The following is a 19762-nucleotide window of genomic DNA, read 5'->3' as shown; positions in this document are numbered from 1 at the left end:
AGGGAGCGGCCTTTCGCCGCAGGTCTGGCTCCCGCCGGTGGCGTTAGAATCACCACGCCCGTTGCACCCTTTTCCCCGAGCCTGCCATGCCCTGTTCGTTGTCGCGCCGCCTGTCCTTGCCCGCTTTGCTGCTAGCCGCACTGACGGTTGCAGGCTGTTCCAAACAGGAAGAAGCCGGCACCGCGACCCCAACCCAGGCCAGCGCGCAGGCGGCAGCTGCGGCAAATCCTGCAGCGGCGCCGTTGTTGACGGCTTTGCAGAAACAACTCGATGGCCACCGCCGTATCGTCGTGCTGCTGGCCGATGAGGCACAGCAATCGCCGGCCGACCGCCAGACCTCCAGCCGCATCGGCCAGCAGCTGTTCCACGATGGTCTGGAACAGCGCCAGGCCATCGCCGCGCAGTTCGATGCGCTGTTGCGCGATCCCAACCCGCAGCGCTTCGCCACGCTGGGCACGGTGCTCGATTACATCGAATCCTCGCCCGAACTCTACGACGCCGACCGCCTGGCCTTCCGCGAAACACTGCGTGAGCTGCATCAGCGTGTCGGTGCGGATTCCTCGTTGCCGGCAGTGAAGCTGCACCAGCGCATCGGCGAAGACCTGGAGGCACTCGATGAAATCGAGCGCAACTACAACCAGGAACTGACCCGCATCTTCAGCCGCTTCGAGCGCACCCGCGCGATCGAGCTCAAGCGCGAGAAGTGGGACGACTATGTCGCCCACCTCAACACGCTGTACAAGCGCGAGGCGATCCTGCGCGACTTCGGCGTGATCGAGCCTTATCCGATGTCGATGCAGGACAGCGACCGTGAAATCTTCGGCCGCGACCTGCCGGCAAAGACCGTGGTGCTGACCTTCGACGACGGCCCACACAAGGCCTATACCGATGAAGTCGTCGCCATCCTGCAGCGCTACGACGTGCCGGGCGTGTTCTTCGAAGTCGGCCGCAACCTCGGCGCGGTCCAAGCCGATGGCAAGGTCAAGCTCGGTCCGATGGCCGGCATCAGCCGCAATCTGATGGAGCACGGCTATGCGGTGGGCAACCACAGCCTGACCCACGCGCAGCTCTCGCGCACCACCGGCGATGCATTGCGCCAGCAGGTGCTCGACACCGACACCCTGCTCAAGGGCGTGGACAGCAAGCGCGCACCACTGTTCCGCTTCCCGTATGGCGCGCGCAATGCCGAAGGCCTGCAGCTGCTCAACGAAGCCGGTCTGAAATCCATCATGTGGAACATCGACTCGATGGACTGGGCCGACCCGGTGCCCGAATCCATCGTGCAGCGCGTGGTCGACCAGGTGCAGAAGGAACAGCGCGGCATCATCCTGTTCCATGACATCCACGACCGCGCGGTCAAGGCGCTGCCGCAGATCCTCGACAAGCTGATCGCCGATGGCTACCAGTTCGCCGGTTGGAACGGCCGCGACTTCAGCGTCAGCCGAGCGCGCAAGGGTGCGGTCGCCGACACCACAGTCACCACCGGCTACGAGAAGTCCTGGGCCATCGTCATCGGCATCGATGAGTACGCCAAGTGGCCCAAGCTCGAATACGCCGGCCGCGATGCGCAGTCCATCGCCGACACGCTGACCGACCAGTTCGGCTTCCCGTCTTCGCAGGTGATCGTGCTGAAGAACCAGCAGGCCACCCGCAACAACATCCTTGCCGCCTTCCACGACCGCCTGGCCGATGAGCGCACCGGCAAGAACGACCGTGTGTTCGTGTTCTTCGCCGGCCATGGCGCCACCCGCCAGCTCGCTTCCGGCCGCGATCTTGGCTACATCATTCCGGTGGATTCGGATCCGAACGAGTTCGCCACCGATGCGATCGCGATGACCGATATCCAGAACATCGCCGAGAGCATGCAGGCCAAGCACGTGTTGTTCGTGATGGACGCCTGCTACAGCGGCCTGGGCCTGACCCGTGGCGGCGGTAGCTCGTCCTCGTTCCTGCGCGAAAATGCCCGCCGCAGCGCGCGGCAGATGCTGACCGCCGGTGGCGCCGATCAGCAGGTTGCCGACAGCGGCCCGAACGGGCATTCGGTGTTCACCTGGGTGCTGCTGCAGGCGCTGGGCGGCAAGGGCGACCTAAATGGCGATGGCCTGATCACCGGTACCGAGTTGGCCGCCTATGTAGCGCCTGCGGTGTCGGCGGTATCGCGGCAAACCCCGGCCTTCGGCAGCCTGCCCGGTTCGCAGGGCGGTGAGTTCGTGTTCCAGGTGCCGGACAGCCAGGAATACCTCAACGCCGGCAGTGACCAGCTTTCGGCCGATGCCATCGCCCTCAACAGTCGCGTCGATGCCGCCGCGCAGGACGCCAAGCCCGCCGGCAAGACCGAGGCACCGGTGACCGTGGCCGACCTGCAAGGTGGCAAAAGCACACTGGTGGTGCCGGCAGCGGTGCCGACCTCGGACCGCCAGCGCGCGCAGCAGGCCAATGACCGTGGCCTGCAGCTGTACCGCGAGAAGCGCTATGACGAAGCCGCCGTGCAGTTCACCGAAGCACTGAAGCTGCGTCCGGACTTTGCCCAGGCGGCCAATAATCTTGGTTTCGTCTACTACCGCCAGCAGCGCTATGCCGAAGCAGCGCGCTGGCTGGAGAACACCTTGAAGATCGATCCCTCACGCGCGGTGGCCTATCTGAATCTTGGCGATGCCTACTTCAATGCAGGCGACAAGGTGAAGGCCAAGCAGGCCTACAGCACCTACCTGGAGCTGCAGCCGCAGGGCAGCGGCGCCGCCCAGGCCCGCGCACAACTGCAGAAGTTGTAAATCATGAGCGAGTTGTCCACAGGCCAGACCATAGTCGCCATCGCCAGCGGCAATGCTGCCGGCGGCGTTGGCATGCTGCGCATCTCCGGGCCGCAGTCACTGCGCATCGCGGTTGCCTTGGGCTGCCCACAGCTCAAGCCGCGCCATGCGCATTACGCCAGGTTCCGCGATGCCGCCGGCGAGGTCATCGACGACGGCATTGCCCTGTACTTCCCTGGCCCGCGCAGCTTCACCGGCGAAGACGTGGTGGAACTGCAAGGCCACGGCAGCCCGGTCGTGCTGCGCCAGCTGCTGGCCCGCTGCATCGAACTGGGCGCGCGTCAGGCCCGCGCCGGTGAATTCAGTGAACGGGCATTCCTCAACGGCAAGCTCGACCTGGCCCAGGCCGAAGCCATCGCCGACCTGATCGCAGCCGGCGATGTGCGCGCCGCCCGCGCTGCCCGCCGCTCGCTTGATGGCGTGTTCTCGCGGCGGGTGGAAGAGGTGGGCGAACAACTGGTGCGGCTGCGCATCCATGTTGAAGCCGCCATCGATTTCGCCGACGAGCCGTTGGACACGCTGGGCGGCGCGCAGGTGCGCGCCGGCATCGAACAGGCCAAGGCCTTGCTGGCCCAGCTGCGCATCGATGCCGAACGTGGCCGCAAGCTGCGCGACGGCCTGCACGCGGTGCTGATCGGCCCGCCCAATGCCGGCAAGAGTTCACTGCTGAATGCCTTGGCTGGCAGCGAGCGGGCCATCGTCACCGACATCGCCGGCACCACCCGCGACACCCTGCGCGAAACCATCCGCATCGACGGCCTGGAGCTGGAGCTGGTCGATACCGCCGGCCTGCGCGAAGGTGGCGACGCCATCGAGCGCGAAGGCATGCGCCGCGCCCGCGCCGAAATGCAGCGCGCCGACCTGGCCATCGTCGTGCTCGATGCCCGCGACCCGCAAGCGGGCAGGGAAGCGATTGGTGATGCCGCCGCACAGGCCGCGCGCCAGCTGTGGATCTACAACAAGTCGGACCTGTTGCCGCAGTGGCCGCAGGAACTGGGCGAAGACAGCATCGCCCTGTCCGCCGCCAATGGCCAAGGCCTGGAGCAGCTGCATGCGCGCCTGCGCGAGATCGCCAATGACGGCGCGGGCGAGGGCATGCAGGGTGAGTTTTCCGCGCGCCTGCGCCACGTCGAAGCGTTGGCCCTGGCCAGCGAACACCTCGACGCCGCCGATGGGCAGCTGCACTACGACCAGTTGGAACTGGCCGCCGAGGAACTGCGGCTTGCACATGACGCACTCGGCGAAATCACCGGCCGCATGACCGCCGATGATCTGCTGGGCAGGATTTTTTCGAGCTTCTGCATCGGCAAGTGATGCTGGCGTAGCGACCGGCCCGCAGGGGCCAGACAGGACAGTAATCAGGAGGTAGTGGATGTTTTCGCACATCGTGGTGGGCGCCAATGACCTGGAAGCATCCAAGGCGTTCTATGACGCGCTGCTTTCCACGCTCGGCGCAAAGCCGGGTTTCATCGACCCCAAGGGCAACGTGGTTTATCTCCACGCAGGCGCCTTGCTGATCGTCGGCCACCCGCGCAACGGCGAGCCGGCAACGCACGCCAACGGCGGCACCATCGGCTTCAACTGCGCCACAGCCGAGTTGGTGGATGCATGGCATGCCGCCGGTGTTGGCCACGGCGGTACCAGCGTGGAAGATCCGCCAGGTCCGCGCCAAAGCCCATTCGGCCCGCTCTATCTGGCCTATCTGCGCGACCCGGCCGGCAACAAGCTTTGTGCCACGCATCGCCCGGCAAAAGCCTGAGCCATCCCTTTGCCTGGTACGGCGGCGCGGGTGACAGCGCCGCCGGTTACTGACGGTTCGGTTTTCCGCCGTTAGGCTATAAGCGTTACGGGATGCCCCCGCCAACGGAGTCCGGTCCAATGCGCCATTGATGTCACCGTCTTGATGACGGTCCCTACCAGTCCCTGCTGCCCTTGGCGGCCGGGTGCTTCGGGCATCGATGGAATACCGCATGACAACTTCTATTTCCGTGACGCTGGACAGCGTCGCGTGGCAGGCGCCTGACGGGCGCAGCCTGTTCTCCAACCTCAACGCACAGTTCGATCAGCGGCCAACCGGCCTGGTCGGACGCAACGGCGTGGGCAAATCCGTACTCGCGCAGATCATGGCTGGCTTGCGTCAGCCAAGTGCCGGGCACTGCCGTCGTAGCGGCGAGGCCTATTACCTTGCACAGCAGGTACAGCCGCGCGCCGGACAGCGCATAGCGGAGCTGGCGGCTGTGGATAAGCGTGTGGATGCATTACGCAGGATTGAAGCCGGCAGCACGCTGCAAGCGGATTTCGACGCGGTTGGCGAGCATTGGACGCTGTGTGAAACGCTGCAGCAGGCCTTGGCCGATGCAGGCCTGCAGGACGTCGATGCTGACACGCCTGTGGATAAGCTCAGCGGTGGCCAATGCATGCGCGTGGCCCTGGTCGGCGCCTTGCTGCAACCGGTGGAGTGGCTGATCCTCGATGAACCCAGCAATCATCTCGACCGTGCCGGCCGGCAGTGGTTGGCCGCGCAACTGCAGGCAAGAAAGCAGGGGCTGATCCTGGTCAGCCACGATCGCCTGCTGCTGCAACAGGTGGAGCGCATCGTCGAACTGTCGCCGCAAGGGTTGCGCAGCTACGGCGGCAACCACGCGTTCTATGCACAGGCACGCGCTGGTGAACGCGCTGCAGCTGAGGCGCTGCTGCAGCAACGTCGAAACGAACGCCGCAAAGGCGAACAGACGCTGCGTGAGCAACGCCAGCGGCTGGAGCAGCGCAGCGCGCGCGGCAACCGTGACGCCGCCAACGCCAATCAAGCGCCGATCCTGCTTGGCCTGCAGCGCCAACGTGCAGAAGCCAGCCAGGGCAAGGCGCGCGCGCAGCTGGATCAGCGCCAGCTACGGCTGCATGACGCGGTGCGCGAGGCGCAGGCCGATAGCGAAGCCGCAGCACCGGTGTTGCTGCTCCCAAGCCTGCAACCGAGCGGACCGGAGTGGGTAGTGCGTTCCACCGGACTGCAGCTGCCACACGTAGCACCGGCGCTGCGCGCGCTGGACTTCAATCTGCGCCGCGGCGAACGGGTCGCCATCACCGGCGCAAATGGTGTGGGCAAGTCGACGCTGCTGAAGGTCTTGGCCGGGCAACTAGCTGCCTTGGCTGGCGAAGTAAACGTGCAGGTGCCAGCCGCTTTGCTCGATCAGCAACTGCAATTGCTGCCCGCGCACAGCAGCGTGCTGGAGGCCTTGCGCCTGCGCAATCCGGGCTCGGCCGAAGGCGAACTACGCAGCCGGCTGGCCCTGCTGGGTTTGGATGCAAACCAGGTACAGCTGCCCTCGGCCCAGCTCAGCGGCGGGCAACGCCTGAAAGCCGGCCTGGCCTGCGCGCTGTACGCCGATCCACCGGCACAGCTGTTGTTGTTGGATGAACCCGGCAACCATCTGGATTTGGATGCCCTGGCCGCATTGGAGGAACTGCTGCGCCAATACCAGGGCAGCCTGCTGCTGGTTTCGCATGACGAAGCGCTGCTGCAGGCCATCGGCATCAGCGCGCGCCTGCATGCCGGTGCGGACGGTTGGCAATGGCAACGCGATTGAAGGCAGCGCGTTCTTACGCGCGTCACATGCAGCGGGCATGCTGCGCGCCTTGATTCCAATTGGAGTGCTGACGGTGCGAAGCTGGGCCTGGTTGATGGCGGTGGGGGTTGGCGTGGCATGCTGCTGGGCAATGGACAGCTCAGCCGCACAGACTTACCCACAGGTTTCGGTGTACGCGCACCGTGGTGCCAGCGCACTGCTGCCCGAGCACACGCTGGCCGCTTATGCACAGGCCATCAGCGACGGCGCCGATTACATCGAGCCGGACCTGGTGATGAGCAAGGACGGGGTGATGCTGGCCCGTCACGAAAACGAGATCGGCTCGACCACCGACGTCGCCAGCCATCCCGAGTTCGCCAGCCGCCGCACCCGCAAGCTGATCGATGGGCAGCAGGTGGAAGGCTGGTTCACTGAAGACTTCACCATTGCCGAGCTGAAGACGCTGTACGCGCGCGAACGCCTGCCGCAGATCCGCGGCACCGCCTTCGACGGCCAGTTCCGCATCGCCACGCTGGACGAGATCATCAGCTTCCTGGTGCAGCAGGCCGGCCGCGCCAACCGTGGCATCGGCTTGGCGCCGGAGATCAAGCACGGCAGTTATTTCAAAAGCATCGGCCTGCCGATGGAGGACAAGCTGCTCGCCACCCTGCAGGGCAACAGCTACACCAAGGTCGCGCCGATCCTGCTGCAGTCGTTTGAAACCGCCAACCTGCGGCAGATTCGCGCCAAGCTCGGCAAGGACAGCAATATCCGCCTGCTACAGCTGCTTGATGGCGGCGACGAGAAGCCGGCCGACGTGGCACTGGCCGGCGGCACGTTGACCTATGCACAGATGATGACCCCGGCCGGCCTGCGCGATATCGCCGGCTATGCCGATGCGATCGGTGTGGAACGGCGCGCGCTGGTGCCGCTGGATGCACAGGGCCAATTGGCGGCGCCTACCGCCTTGATCGGCGATGCGCATGCTGCGGGCCTGCAGGTAGTGGCTTACAGCTTCCGCCCGGAAAACCCGTTCTTGCCGCCGGCACTGCGCCAGGGCGCGGAGAATGCGCGCAACCCGGAAGCCTCGGTAGCCGAGATCCGCGCCTATCTGCAGGCGGGCATCGATGCGTTTTTTACCGATGATCCGGCGTTGGGGCGGCGGGCGGTGGATGGTGGTTCTTAAGGGTTGAACCTGCGTGCTGTTTGTGGGAGCGGCGTCAGCCGCGAAGCCCACACTCCACCAGATAGCTGACTGTCGGTGATTTCAACCATGCCAGCTTCGCGGCTTACGCCGCTCCTACAGATGGATTGCTGGTAGAGCCACTGCCGAGCATGGCTCGGCACTACCGTGCTGCCCTTACGGCCGCTCGTTCGGATCCCGCCGCCGCAACGGCACAACAACTTCATAATCACGACCTTCGCGCGGCTGCCACAGCACCGGCACGTTCTGCGGCAGCGGTGGCTCCAGCTCGTTTTCGGCCTGCGCCAGTTGTTCTTCTTCCTCGTCTTCCCAGCTGTAGCGCTTGCGCTCAGCGCGCGGGTCGGCGTTGCGGAACAGCAGCGCGGCGATCACGCCGGCGGCGGCACCGCCCATATGCGATTGCCAGGACACGCCCGGTTCGTGCGGCAGGATGGTGATCAACATGCTGCCGTAGAACAGGAAGCCGATCAGGCTGGCGGCAATCGCTGGCCGGTCGCGGCGCAGCAGGCCGAGCACGAACACCAGGAACATCAGGCCGTGGGTCAGGCCACTGGCACCGAGATGACGGCTGCCGGCATCCCCCAGCATCCATGCACCCAGGCCGGAACCCAGCCACAGCAAGGGCAGGGCGCGCAGGGTGGCCTTTGGGTAAACGCTGCCAGCCAAGGTACCGAGAATAAGCAGGGCGACCGCGTTGGCGCCCAGGTGTTCGATCGAGCCGTGCAGCAGGGGCGCGCCAAGCAGGCCGGCCAGGCCGCTGGCTTCCAATGGGGCTACCGCCCACGGCCGCCAATCCCAGCCACTGCTCTGCAGGGCGAACATCGCCACCAGCAGCAATACGAAGCCCAGGCTGATGTTGAACGCGCGCAGCACGCGGCTGCGGTCGTTGCGGGCGGCGGAGGCCGGCGTGTCGCCGGTGTCAGGCAGGGTTGGCGTGTCCATGATCAAGTGATTGCGGCGCCCGCTGGCAAAGCCAAGGGCGCCGCGCATGGGAACTGGCGTGCCACCGGCGGGACAATCCCGCCGGTGGGTGCGTGCATCAGGCCTTGTGGCCGCCCTTCGGCGGGATCTTCAGGCTCAGGATCACCGTGGCCACCAGGATCGCGGCAACCACACCCAGCGATACCGGTACCGGGATCTTGAAGATGTCGATCAGCAGCATCTTGGTACCGATGAAGGCCAGGATGACCGCCAGGCCGTAAGGCAACAGGTGGAAGCGGTCCGCCATGCCGGCCAGCAGGAAGAACATCGCGCGCAGGCCCAGCACCGCGAACACGTTCGAGGTCAGCACGATGAACGGGTCGGTGGTGATGGCGAAGATGGCCGGGATCGAATCCACCGCGAAGATCACGTCGGTGACGGCGATCAGGATCAGCACCACGAACATCGGGGTGAACCAGCGTACGCCGTTCTTTTCGGTGACCAGCTTGTTGCCGTTGTACTCGTGACTGATGCGCAGGTGCTTGCGCATGAATTTCAGCGCCGGGTTGTTGTCCAGGCTGGGTTCTTCGCTGGCGGCAAACCACATCTTCCAGCCGGTGTAGAGCAGGAAGGCGCCGAACACGTACAGCAGCCAATGGAACTGGGTGACCAGCACGGAACCTGCGAAGATCATGATCGTACGCAGCACGATCGCGCCCAGGATGCCGATGATCAGCACACGTTGGCGCTGGGTCTCGGGCACCGCGAAGTAGCCCATGATCAGCAGGAAGACGAAGATGTTGTCGACCGCCAGCGCCTTTTCGATCAGGTAGCCGGTCAGGAACTGCAGGCCCACTTCATTGGCAACGGCCGCGCCTGCGGTCTCATGCAGGTAGTACCAGAGGCCGGCGTTGAAGGCCAAGGCCAGCGCCACCCAGCCCAGCGACCAGTAAATGGCCTCTTTGAAGGTGACCTTGTGCGGGCCGCCGTGGCGCATCAGCACCAGGTCGATCAACAGCGCGGCGATGACCACGGCAATGAAGCCGCCCCAAAGCCAGGGATTACCAATTGTCTGCATCATGGAAAAATTCCGGTCGTGAACGGGGGTATCTCGGAACCACAAAGGCCAAGAGCTGGACACGGAATAAGGAGACCGGGGACAGAGCTTCGCCAATGCGGCGAAGGTCTTGCTCACAGTTCCAATGGCTGGAACTGCCGTTGCACCGGAGTCTTACGACTCGAATTGACGGCGACAACGTCTGGGAGCTACTCCCCTTCTGGGGCGAATAATGCCGCCTGTGCCCATTCCAGTCAATGAATACGCTGCAGGCAGGGGGCGGTGCGCGGCTACAATAGCGCCCATGAATACCCCACTCCCCGTCTTACGCCTGAAGAACGCGTGGCGCTCCAGCCACCCGTGGATTTTCCAGAAACTGGTCGAGAAGCCGACCGTCAAGCCGAAGTCCGGCACCATCGTCGATGTTGTCGGCGTGGACGGCGAGTGGATTGGACGCGGCTTCTACAACGGCCACTCACGCATCGCCGTGCGCATCCTGGAAACCAACCCGGACGTGGCCGTGGACCAGGCCTGGTTCGCGCAGAAGCTGGCGCAGGCGGTGTCGCTGCGCCGCGACGTGCTCAAGCTGGATGCAACTTCCAATGCCTGGCGTGTTGTCCACAGTGAAGGCGACGGCTTGTCCGGCCTAGTGGTGGACCGCTATGACGACCTGCTGGTGGTCGAGTTCTTCGCCGCCGGCATGTTCCGCCACCGCGAATGGATCTACGAGGCGCTGCGCGACCTGTTCCCGGGCTGCCGCTTCCACAGCTTTGCCGACGAACACGTGCAGAAGCAGGAAAGCTTCGATTTCCACGGCAATACCACCACCGAGCCGGCGGTGATCACCGAATACGGCATCAAGTTCCGTGCCGATCCGGCTGGCGCGCACAAGACCGGTTTCTTCGCCGACCAGCGCGAGAACCGCGAGTGGCTGAGCCAGCAGGTGGAAGGCAAGACCGTGCTCGACCTGTGCTGCAACACCGGTGGCTTTGCGGTGTACGCCGCAGCGCGCGGCGCGGCCGACGTGCTGGGCGTGGACATCGACCAGGACGTGATCCATCTGGCCAAGGGCAATGCGCGTTTGAACAACGCCAAGCCGCGCTTCGTGCAGGCCGACATCTTCCCGTGGCTGCGTGATGCGGCCAACCGTGGCGACCAGTACGACGTGGTGATCCTGGACCCGGCCAAGATGACCCGCGACCGCGAGCAGGTCATCACCGCGCTGAAGAAGTACCTGGACATGAACAAGCTGGCCTTGGGCGTGGTCAAGCCCGGCGGCCTGTTCGCCACCTTCTCCTGCACCGGCCTGGTAGCCGAGGACCAGTTCCTGGACATGCTGCGGCGTGCCGCGTTCTATTCCAACCGCACCATCCAGATCCTGAAGGTGGCCGGCGCCGGCCCGGATCACCCGTTCATGGCGCACGTGCAGGAATCGCGTTACCTCAAGGCGGTGTTCTGCCGCGTGCTGGACTGAGCAGCTGACGCTGCCTGGCGCTGCGGTGATACCCGCAGCGCCCCAGCGCAGCCCACAGACGGCTGCGCATCCGCACATCACACAAGCCTGGAACCCCCACCCGCTGGCGAGCAATCGCTGGCAGTGCGGCGCCTGCCATCTGTTTTGACTATCCCGTCACACTTTGTGCTGGAAAGTGTCCGCACCTGTGGGGGCCCACGTGAGTGGGAGGACGAGGTAACGGCACGCTGCAGCCACACGCAAGGGTGGCTGCGCTGCGCCTTGCACCGGAGTTTTCTGTCGGTCGGTCCCTACGTCTGTCGCATCGAGGGCTCGGCCAATGACTGCACCATCCACCCACGCCGCGCGTTGCACCGGCGTAGTGCTACTCCTGATTGCCCTTTTGCTGGGCGCGTTGCCGGCAGCGGCGCAGAACGTGCGCTGGGAAGACTATCGGGGCGATTCCAGCCGCGGTTCCGGCTTGGCCAACGTGACCTATGCCGGGCGCGCGGGTGCGCCCAGTTTCGACTACACCCTCACTGGCGTGGATGCACTGCGCACGCTTTCCGCCAACCCAGCCAACGCGGTGCGCACCGGCAGCTCGGCACTCATTGATTTCGGCGCTGGCATCGACAATGGCCTGTGCGACAACCGCACCGCCGGCAGCCGCACCTCCAGCGCCTGCAGCAACCACGCCATGGGCAAGGTCATCTATTCGCTGATCCGTTTCCCGCGCGCTGGTACCTACAACCTGGCGGTTGCCCACGATGATGCGGTGCAGGTGAATCTGTCCACGCAATACACCAACACCAGCTACCGCGCGGCGACCTATGACGTCGCGGTGGGTGCGCTGAGCAGCTATACCGGTGGCCAGGATGTGTTCCGCAGCATCGGCAGCTTCACCGCCGCAGTGGACAACAGCTGCGCCCTGATCCGCATGTACTGGGTCAATGCCGGCGGCCTCAACTTCAACCGCCTGCGCTGGCAGCATGCCGACATCAATGGCGGGGTCGAGCAGATCATCCCGGCCGCACAGTTCCGCAACCCCTCCGATGAGGCCAGTTCGCTTGGCTGCCAGGGCTCGGTGGTGTTCCCGGTGCCGGCGATCATGATCAACAAGAACGTGGCCGGGCGGATTGCCGCCCAGGACCAGTTCACCGTCGCCATCGTCCAGGGCAGCACCGTGCTGCGCTCGGCCACCACCAGCGGCAGCGGTGTGGGCCAGCAGGCCAGCACCGGCGCGATCCAGGTCAACACCGGCACGCATACCCTGCGTGATGCGATGGCGGCAGGCAGCCTGGCGGCCATCGCCGACTACAACAAGAGCATCAGCTGCAGCGCCTACCGGGTGACCGATGGCTCCGAGCCGGCGGTCACCGTCACCGGTAGCGGCCCGGACTGGAGCCTCGCTGTTGCTGCCAATACGCAGTACACCTGCACCATCACCAATACCGCGCGGCCGTCGCTTACCACCCGCAAGATCAGCGAAGGTGCCACCGGTGCCTTCAGTTTCAGTGGCAGCAATGGCGTCGGCGCCCACAGCATCACCACCACCAGCATCGGCCAGGCGGTCAGTGGCAAGCCGCAGGTGTTCGCCAGCTTGAACACGGCCACCACCCTTAGCGAAGCCCCGACCCCGGGCTTCAGCCTCAGCGCAGTGCAATGCAGCGGCTTGCCCGCTGGCGTCAATGCCACGGTTGACCTGGCCAATCGCCGCGTCACCCTGCCTGCCGCCGCGGCGGTGCAGGGCGCCAATGTCGTCTGCACCTTCACCAACAAGGCCGGCGCCGAGCTGTCGATCAGCAAGAGCAATGACGTCAACAGCCTGGTTGCCGGCGCGACCACGCAGTACACGGTGGTTGCCCGCAACGGCGGGCCGGCCGCCGCCGATGGCGCCGTGCTGCGTGATACCCCCGTCACCGGTTTGAAGAACTGCGCGGTAAGCGCATGTGACGCGCTCAACGGCGCCAGCTGCCCGGCCACGCCTGCCGACCTGCTCACACCGGCCGGCGCAGCAGTCGCGAGCTTCCCGCTGAGCGGGCAGGTAACACTTACCGTGCAGTGCGAGGTGGAATAAGCGCTGCGTCAGCGCAGGTGCGGAGCTTATCCACAACCTGTTGTGGATAAGCGTTCGGGCATTGCCGTTGCGGCAGCGCAGGTCTGTGTCGTCCGTCACTGGCTGTGATCGGGCGACCGGCTGTAAGGTCGGATTTTCCCGAATTCGGTGAGGCTCCATGACCCTGCGTCCCCTGTCCGTATTGGTATCCCTGTCCCTGTGCTTTCCGTTGGCAGCCTCGGCGGTGGAGTTCAGCCAGGCCGAGTTGAGCAAGGCGACGGCTCTGCAGCAGAAACTGCTGACCCTGGATACCCACCTGGACACACCGGCCAATTTCCCCCGCGCCGACTTCGACATCATGCAGCGGCATGACCACAACGCGCTGTCGCAGGTGGATTACCCGCGCATGGTGGAAGGGGCACTGGACGGTGGTTTCTTCGCCATCTACACCCATCAGGGCGACCGCAGCCCGGCCGCGCATATCAATGAGCGCGACCACGGCCTGCAGCGCATGCAGGAAATCCACGAAATGCTGGCCGCCAACCCGGACAAGTTCCAGCTGGCACTGAGCGCCGACGATGCCGCCCGCATCAAGGCCGCCGGCAAGCGTGTGGTCTATATCAGCATGGAGAACGGCAGCCCGCTGGTCGCCGACCCGACCCTGCTGAGTTACTACTACAAGGCCGGCCTGCGACTGATGTCGACCGTGCATTTCGCCAACAACGAATTCGCCGACTCGGCCACCGACCCCAAGGGCGCCGAATGGAAGGGCCTGAGCCCGGCCGGCAAATCGCTGGTCAACGAGGCGGTGAAGCTGGGCATCGTGATCGACCAGTCGCACGCCTCCGATGCGGTGTTCGACAACCTGATTGAAATGATGCCGGTGCCCTTCATCCTGTCGCACAGCTCGGCCAAGGCGGTGTACAACCACCCGCGCAACCTGGACGACGCGCGCCTGCGCCAGTTGGCGGCCAAGGGCGGCGTGATCCAGGCCAACGCCTATGGCGGCTATCTGGTCGACGAAACCAAGAGCGCCGAACGCAAGCAGGCCGAAGACGCGTTGGAGAAGCGCCTCGGCGGCTGGGACAACATGACCATGGCCAAGGGCGTCGAGTTGAACAAGGCGCTGGCCGAACTCGACCAGAAGTACCCAGGCCCCAAGGCCACGCTGGATGATTTCTTCCAGCACTTCGGCCACCTGCTCGACGTGGTCGGCCCGGAGCATGTCGGCATCGGCATGGATTGGGACGGTGGCGGCGGCGTGACCGGCATGGAAGACGCCGCCGACCTGCCCAAGATCACCGCGTGGATGCAGCGCCGTGGCTTGAGCGATGCGCAGATCGCCAATATCTGGAGCGGCAACGTGCTGCGGGTGATGCGCCAGGCGCAGGACTACGCGGCGGCGCAGAAGAAGTCGTAATCGCGCGCTGTTGGAGGCGTGCAATGACAAAGCGGGCTCAGGCCCGCTTTGTTTTTATCCACAAACTGCTGGGGATAAGTGGGTTATCCACAGGTGGAGTTGAGCTTTGAGGCTTCCAGGCTTCAAGGCTTCAAGGCTTCAAGGCTTCAAGGCTTCAAGGCTTCCAGGCTTCAAGGCTTCAAGGCTTCAAGGCAGAAGCACCCCTCCCCAACCCTCCCCTTGCCTGCGGCAAAGGGAGGGGGCAGAGCGCCACCCCCTCCCTTGCGCGTAGCGCAGGGGAGGGCTGGGGAGGGGTGCTCTTCAAGCAGAACCAACAAACCCCTACAAACAAAAAGCGGGCCGAAGCCCGCTTTTCGCTTTATCCACAACAGCCTGTGGATTACTTGCTACGCCCCAGCACCGCATTGCGGCGGCTGTACAGGGCATAGACCAGCAAACCAAACACATTCCACGCCAGGAACCACAGCTGGGTGCGCATTGGCAGGCTGATGAACAGATAGATGCAGCCGCCGATGGCCAGCGGACCCACCACCCACGCCAGCGGCGTGCGGAAGGTACGCGGACGGTTCGGCTCACGCTTGCGCAGCACCAGCAGGCACAGGCCCACCGCGGTGAACGCGGCCAGCGTGCCGGCATTGGCCAGCGCGGCGATTTCATCCAGGCGTGCCACACCAGCCAGTGCTGCCACCAGCACCGCGGTGAACAGAGTGATGGTCACCGGCGTGCCGGTACGCTGGTTGACCTTGGACAGGCTGCGCGGCAGCAGGCCATCACGCGACATCACGAAGAAGATGCGGCTCTGGCCGTAGAAGAAGGCCAGCAACACGGTCGGCAGGGCGATGATGGCGACAATGCCGATCACCAGCGCAGCGGTGCCGTGGCCGAGTTCGCGCATGATCAACGCCAGCGGCTCGGCGCTCTTGCCGAACACCGTGTAGCTCATCGCGCCTACCGCAGCCAAGGCCACCAGCAGGTAGATGATGGTGCAGCCGACCATCGAACCGATGATGCCGATCGACAGGTCGCGCTTGGGGTTCTTGGTTTCTTCGGCGGCGGTGGAGATCGCATCGAAACCATAGAAGGCGAAGAAGATGATCGCCGCCGCTGCCATCACGCCGCGTTCCACACCGTCCGGGCCCAGCGACTTGGGGAAGCCATAGGGCATGAACGGCTGCAGGTTGGCCGTGTCGAAGGCCGGCAGCGCCACTGCCACGAATACCGCCAGCGCGATCAGCTTGAACACCACCAGCACTGCGTTGAGCGTTGCGCTTTCCTTGGTGCCCACCATCAACATGCCGGCGACCAGGAAGGTGATGACGATGGCCGGCACATTCAGGAAACCACCTTCCACATGCGGGCCGGCGGCCAGTGCCTGCGGCAGGGCCACGTTCCAGCCGAACGAGGTGTGCAGCCACTCCAGGAAGCCGACGAAGTAGCCGGACCAGCCGACCGCCACCGTGCTGACCACCAGCGAGTACTCCAGGATCAGGCTCCAGCCCACCACCCAGGCGATGGTCTCGCCCAACGCGCTGTAGCTGTAGGTATAGGCACTGCCGGCGGCCGGCATCATCGTCGACAGCTCGGCATAGGCCAGCGCCGCACAGGCGCAGATGGTGCCGGCAATGATGAAGGACAGCAGCACCGCAGGGCCGGCCTTGTCCGCACCCACGCCGATCAGCGTGTAGATGCCGGTGCCGACGATGGCACCAATGCCCAGGGCGACCAGATGGGGCCAACTCAGCGAGGGAATAAGCCGGCGGCCTTCTTCGTGTTCGGTGAGTTGGTCGATGGGCTTGCGCCGGAGCCAGGACTGCATGCGGACCTCACGGTTCGTGGTGGTTCGGGGAAGCGGCCGAGTTTGGCTTAACGCAGTGCAGCAAAGCTAGAAAAACCCGCCATTTGGCGCGCTTTTACCGAGTACAGATGGCAACGCGCCGAATTCGGCATAAAAACCATCGGTGCAAGCCGGGCAGCGGTCCGGATGATCGAGCTTACGCCGCTGTGGCAGCTGAACAGTGCCGGCTTTGCAACGGCATCACTCGGCAATGCCAAGCCGCAGCCCGAACACCACCAGGCAGACGCCGACGCCGCGGCGTAGCCACACGCCAACGCGCGGGTAGCCGGCCAGACGCCGGGCGATGAACTGGCCGCCGAAGATCAGCACCGAGCACCAACCGACGCTGAGAATCGCGATCAGCACCGCCATCGTTGCCAGCGTCAGCGCGCCGCGCTGCCGTACCGGATCAATGAATAGCGGGAAGAACGCCATGTAGAACAGGATCGCCTTGGGGTTGAGCAGGCCCACCAGCAGCGCCTGGCGGAACCAGCGCCGGCCGTGCTGCAGCGCCGGGCTGTCACCAGCGACAGCGGCCGCCGGCTCACGCAGCAGGTTGATGCCAACCCAGATCAGATAGGCGGCACCCACAAAGCGCAGCCCGGCGAACAACACCGGATGCGCCTGCAACAGCGCGGCCACGCCGGTGGCAGCGATGGCGATCAGGATCTGGTCGCCAAGCATCAGCCCGGCCAGGGTGGCGTAGCCGGCACGCACGCCACCGCGCGCGGTGGCGGTGAGCAGGGTGAAGGTGCCCGGGCCGGGCAACATCAGGAACAGGATGACGGCTACCACGAAGGTGCCCAGGTCGTTGATGCCCATCCACGGCATGGCGGTTCTCCGTGGGGGTCAGGGCGCGCGCTGTGCGGCGATGCGTTGTGTCACCGCGTCGATCAGCGCCGGCAGGTCATCAAAGCGCGGCACGCCGTAGCGGTCACCGGTGATGTCCAGGTTGCCCTTGCGCCAGTAACCGGCGGGCGCGGCCACCAGCAACTTGCCCGAGCGTGCATACAGGCCGAATTCGAGCAGAGTGATCGGGCTCTGCGTGCCCGGCGCGAAATACATCAGCACGATGTCGGCCTGCTCCAGCGCAGCCAGTTCCCATTCCACCTGACGGCGGAACTCGGGCTCGTCGGCCTCGGCGCGCCAGGCTGGATTCCAGTCGGCGCGGCGCGGGTTGAGCATCAACACGCCTTGGTCGGCCAATGCCGCCTGCACCTGCTGCTGCCAGTCGCCGGCCTTGCCCATCTCGATGCTGCCGGCCAGGAACACCTTGGGCCGCGCATCGTTGGTGGGCAGGGCGTGGGGCGAGGTGATGGTCTGCGAGTCGGCGGCGCGGGCTGCCATCGGCAACAGGCACAACAGGCTCGACAACAGCAGGGACAGAGACTTCATGTCGGGGGTGCAGCAGGTGGGGGTGCCTATGATCGCAGATGCGCGCCGAGGGAAGTTTTCGCCACCAGCCGACAAGCTGCCGGATCAGCTTCTGAGACGGGCAGGGCTACACTTCTCCCCATGCAAACTGAAACCCTGATCCTTGGCGGCCTGCTGGTCGCCGTCCTCGTGCTGCAGCTGTTGCTGTTGCTGCGCCGTAATGACACGTCCACGTTGGAAAATGCCCTGCGCGAAGAACAACGCAGCGGCCGTGGCGAGCTGCGCGAGCAACTGGAAACCATGGCGCGGCAGCAGGACATCCGCAGCGATGGCTTCGGCCGCAACCTCAGCGACCTGTCCACCCGCACCGACCAGCGCCTGGACCTGCTGCGCGACAGCCTCAACGACGACGCCCGCAAGGGCCGCGAGGAAACCGCCAACGCCCAGCAGTTGCTTGCGCAGTTGCTGGGCACGCGGCTGCAGGATGTGCGCGGCCAGCTCGACGTGTTCGGCCAGCAGCAGGAAGCGCGCATGGAAGCCTTCGCGCGGCAGCTGGCCGGCCTGCAGCAGAGCCTGGTGGAGGAAACCCGCAAGGGCCGCGAAGAGGGCGCACAGGTACAGCTGCGCTTTGGCGAAACCCTCAACCAGAAACTGGGGGAGCTGACACAGCGCAATGAGCAGCGCATCACCGAGATGCGGCAGACCCTGGAAGCGCGCCTGAAGGACCTGCAGGGCGACAACGCCGCCAAGCTCGAACTGATGCGGCAGACCGTGGACGAGAAGCTGCAGAGCACGCTCAATACGCGCCTGGACTCCTCGTTCAAGCTGGTCTCCGAGCGTTTGGAGCAGGTGCAGCGCGGGCTGGGTGAAATGCAGCAGCTGGCCACCGGCGTGGGCGATCTCAAGCGCGTGCTGAGCAACGTCAAGAACCGTGGCGGCTGGGGCGAAGTGCAGCTGGACAACATCCTTGAGCAGACGCTCACTGCCGAGCAGTACGCACGTGGCGTCAAGCTGCGCGCCGACAGCGGCGAGATGGTGGATTTTGCCGTGCGCCTACCCGGCCGCAGCGATGCCGGTACGCCGGTGTGGCTGCCGATCGATTCCAAGTTCCCGCGCGAGGATTACGAACGCCTGCTCGATGCGCAGGAAGCCGGCGACGTGGATGCGGTACGCAACTGCGGCAACCAGCTGGAACGGGCGATCCGCATCCAGGCCAAGTCGATCAGCGAGAAGTACATCGTGCCGCCGCACAGCACCGACTTCGCGGTGATGTTCCTGCCGACCGAAGGCTTGTATGCCGAAGTGATCCGCCGCGCCGGCCTGGTGGATGCCTTGCAGCGCGAGCACCGGGTGGTGATCGCCGGCCCGACCACGGTGACCGCGTTGTTGAACAGTCTGCAGATGGGCTTCCGCACCCTTGCCATCGAGCAGCGTTCCTCGGAAGTGTGGAGCCTGCTGGGCGCGGTCAAGAGCGAGTTCGGCAAGTTCGCCGGCATCCTTGAGAAGGCCGAGAAGCAGATCAATACCGTCGGCAAGAGCCTGGGCGACGCCAGCCGCAAGACCCGCACCATCGAGCGTAAGCTGCGCGGCGTGGAGTCGCTGTCCAGCGACGCCTCGCAGGCAATGCTGGGCACCGACGACGAAGCCGACGAAGCAGAAGACGAAAGCCCCACAGCGTAGTGCCGAGCCATGCTCGGCAGAGGTTCTACCAGCAATCCCGATGTAGTGCCGAGCCATGCTCGGCTCTCTCCCTTTCGCATCGCGAAGGGGAGGGTTGGGGAGGGGTTGGCTTTTCGCAGGCCAATGCAGCACTGGCTTCGCGGCTCACGCCGCTCCCACAAAATGCCAGCAACACCCATGTAGTGCCGAGCCATGCTAGGCAGGAGCTCCACCAGCAATCCCACTGTAGTGCAGAGCCATGCTCGGCAGAGGCTCTACCGGTAACGCTCCAGCCGAGCATGGCTCGGCTCTACAGGTAATGCAGTAGCCAAGCCTGGTTCGGCACCACTACAGAACCCAGTGTTACAACCTGATGGTCGTGCCAGCGCCACGGCCGCCGTTTATGCTTGG

At 65.0% G+C, this 19762-nt stretch carries 14 protein-coding genes; 9 read left to right on the top strand and 5 right to left on the bottom strand.

Annotation, left to right across the window (positions count from 1 at the left end):
- The first annotated feature begins 86 nt into the window (after positions 1-86).
- From ACVOKO_RS03620 to ACVOKO_RS03600, 5 genes are all read left to right on the top strand, one after another.
- Positions 87-2771, top strand: a complete 2685-nt coding sequence (locus ACVOKO_RS03620) for a polysaccharide deacetylase family protein (RefSeq protein WP_346497371.1) — start codon at positions 87-89, stop codon at positions 2769-2771.
- Positions 2772-2774: 3 nt separating this feature from the next.
- The gene (mnmE, locus tag ACVOKO_RS03615; RefSeq protein WP_346497370.1) at positions 2775-4124 is read left to right on the top strand and encodes a tRNA uridine-5-carboxymethylaminomethyl(34) synthesis GTPase MnmE; all 1350 of its coding nucleotides are present in this window, start codon (positions 2775-2777) and stop codon (positions 4122-4124) included.
- A gap of 58 nt (positions 4125-4182) precedes the next feature.
- Positions 4183-4569, top strand: a complete 387-nt coding sequence (locus tag ACVOKO_RS03610; protein ID WP_346497368.1) for a VOC family protein — start codon at positions 4183-4185, stop codon at positions 4567-4569.
- A gap of 211 nt (positions 4570-4780) precedes the next feature.
- Positions 4781-6394 carry an ATP-binding cassette domain-containing protein gene (locus tag ACVOKO_RS03605; RefSeq protein WP_346497366.1) on the top strand — a complete coding sequence of 538 codons (1614 nt, stop codon included), beginning with the start codon at positions 4781-4783 and terminating at the stop codon, positions 6392-6394.
- 130 nt (positions 6395-6524) lie between these two features.
- Entirely contained in the window at positions 6525-7559 is a 1035-nt protein-coding gene (locus ACVOKO_RS03600; protein WP_346497364.1) for a glycerophosphodiester phosphodiesterase, read from the top strand.
- 174 nt (positions 7560-7733) lie between these two features.
- Here the strand turns inward: ACVOKO_RS03600 and ACVOKO_RS03595 are convergent, their stop codons facing one another.
- Together ACVOKO_RS03595 and ACVOKO_RS03590 are read right to left on the bottom strand one after the other, a co-directional pair.
- Complete coding sequence (locus tag ACVOKO_RS03595; RefSeq protein WP_346497362.1) at positions 7734-8519, bottom strand: rhomboid family intramembrane serine protease; 786 nt, start codon at positions 8517-8519, stop codon at positions 7734-7736.
- Positions 8520-8616: 97 nt separating this feature from the next.
- Complete coding sequence (locus ACVOKO_RS03590; protein WP_346497485.1) at positions 8617-9576, bottom strand: TerC family protein; 960 nt, start codon at positions 9574-9576, stop codon at positions 8617-8619.
- Between the two features lie 283 nt (positions 9577-9859).
- Here ACVOKO_RS03590 and ACVOKO_RS03585 point away from each other — a divergent pair, with 283 nt between their 5' ends.
- From ACVOKO_RS03585 to ACVOKO_RS03575, 3 genes are all read left to right on the top strand, one after another.
- Positions 9860-11029 (top strand): class I SAM-dependent rRNA methyltransferase, encoded by a 1170-nt coding sequence (locus ACVOKO_RS03585; RefSeq protein WP_346497360.1) that lies wholly within the window; start codon positions 9860-9862, stop codon positions 11027-11029.
- A 319-nt stretch (positions 11030-11348) separates the two neighbouring features.
- Positions 11349-13085 carry a prealbumin-like fold domain-containing protein gene (locus tag ACVOKO_RS03580; protein ID WP_346497358.1) on the top strand — a complete coding sequence of 579 codons (1737 nt, stop codon included), beginning with the start codon at positions 11349-11351 and terminating at the stop codon, positions 13083-13085.
- Positions 13086-13242: 157 nt separating this feature from the next.
- Positions 13243-14484, top strand: a complete 1242-nt coding sequence (locus tag ACVOKO_RS03575; protein ID WP_346497356.1) for a dipeptidase — start codon at positions 13243-13245, stop codon at positions 14482-14484.
- A 379-nt stretch (positions 14485-14863) separates the two neighbouring features.
- Here the strand turns inward: ACVOKO_RS03575 and ACVOKO_RS03570 are convergent, their stop codons facing one another.
- From ACVOKO_RS03570 to ACVOKO_RS03560, 3 genes are all read right to left on the bottom strand, one after another.
- Complete coding sequence (locus tag ACVOKO_RS03570; RefSeq protein WP_346497354.1) at positions 14864-16300, bottom strand: amino acid permease; 1437 nt, start codon at positions 16298-16300, stop codon at positions 14864-14866.
- Between the two features lie 219 nt (positions 16301-16519).
- Positions 16520-17149, bottom strand: coding sequence for a leucine efflux protein LeuE (gene leuE, locus ACVOKO_RS03565; protein ID WP_346497351.1), 630 nt, complete (start codon positions 17147-17149; stop codon positions 16520-16522).
- A gap of 18 nt (positions 17150-17167) precedes the next feature.
- Positions 17168-17713, bottom strand: a complete 546-nt coding sequence (locus tag ACVOKO_RS03560) for a nucleoside 2-deoxyribosyltransferase domain-containing protein (protein ID WP_346497349.1) — start codon at positions 17711-17713, stop codon at positions 17168-17170.
- Positions 17714-17833: 120 nt separating this feature from the next.
- Between ACVOKO_RS03560 and ACVOKO_RS03555 the strand changes: the two genes are divergently transcribed.
- Positions 17834-19372 carry a DNA recombination protein RmuC gene (locus ACVOKO_RS03555; protein WP_346497347.1) on the top strand — a complete coding sequence of 513 codons (1539 nt, stop codon included), beginning with the start codon at positions 17834-17836 and terminating at the stop codon, positions 19370-19372.
- The last annotated feature ends 390 nt before the right edge of the window (positions 19373-19762 follow it).

It is taken from the genome of Stenotrophomonas sp. STEN240, assembly GCF_056756175.1.
Note: the sequence above shows the minus strand (reverse complement) of the source record. Positions and strands in the feature narration are given on the sequence as shown.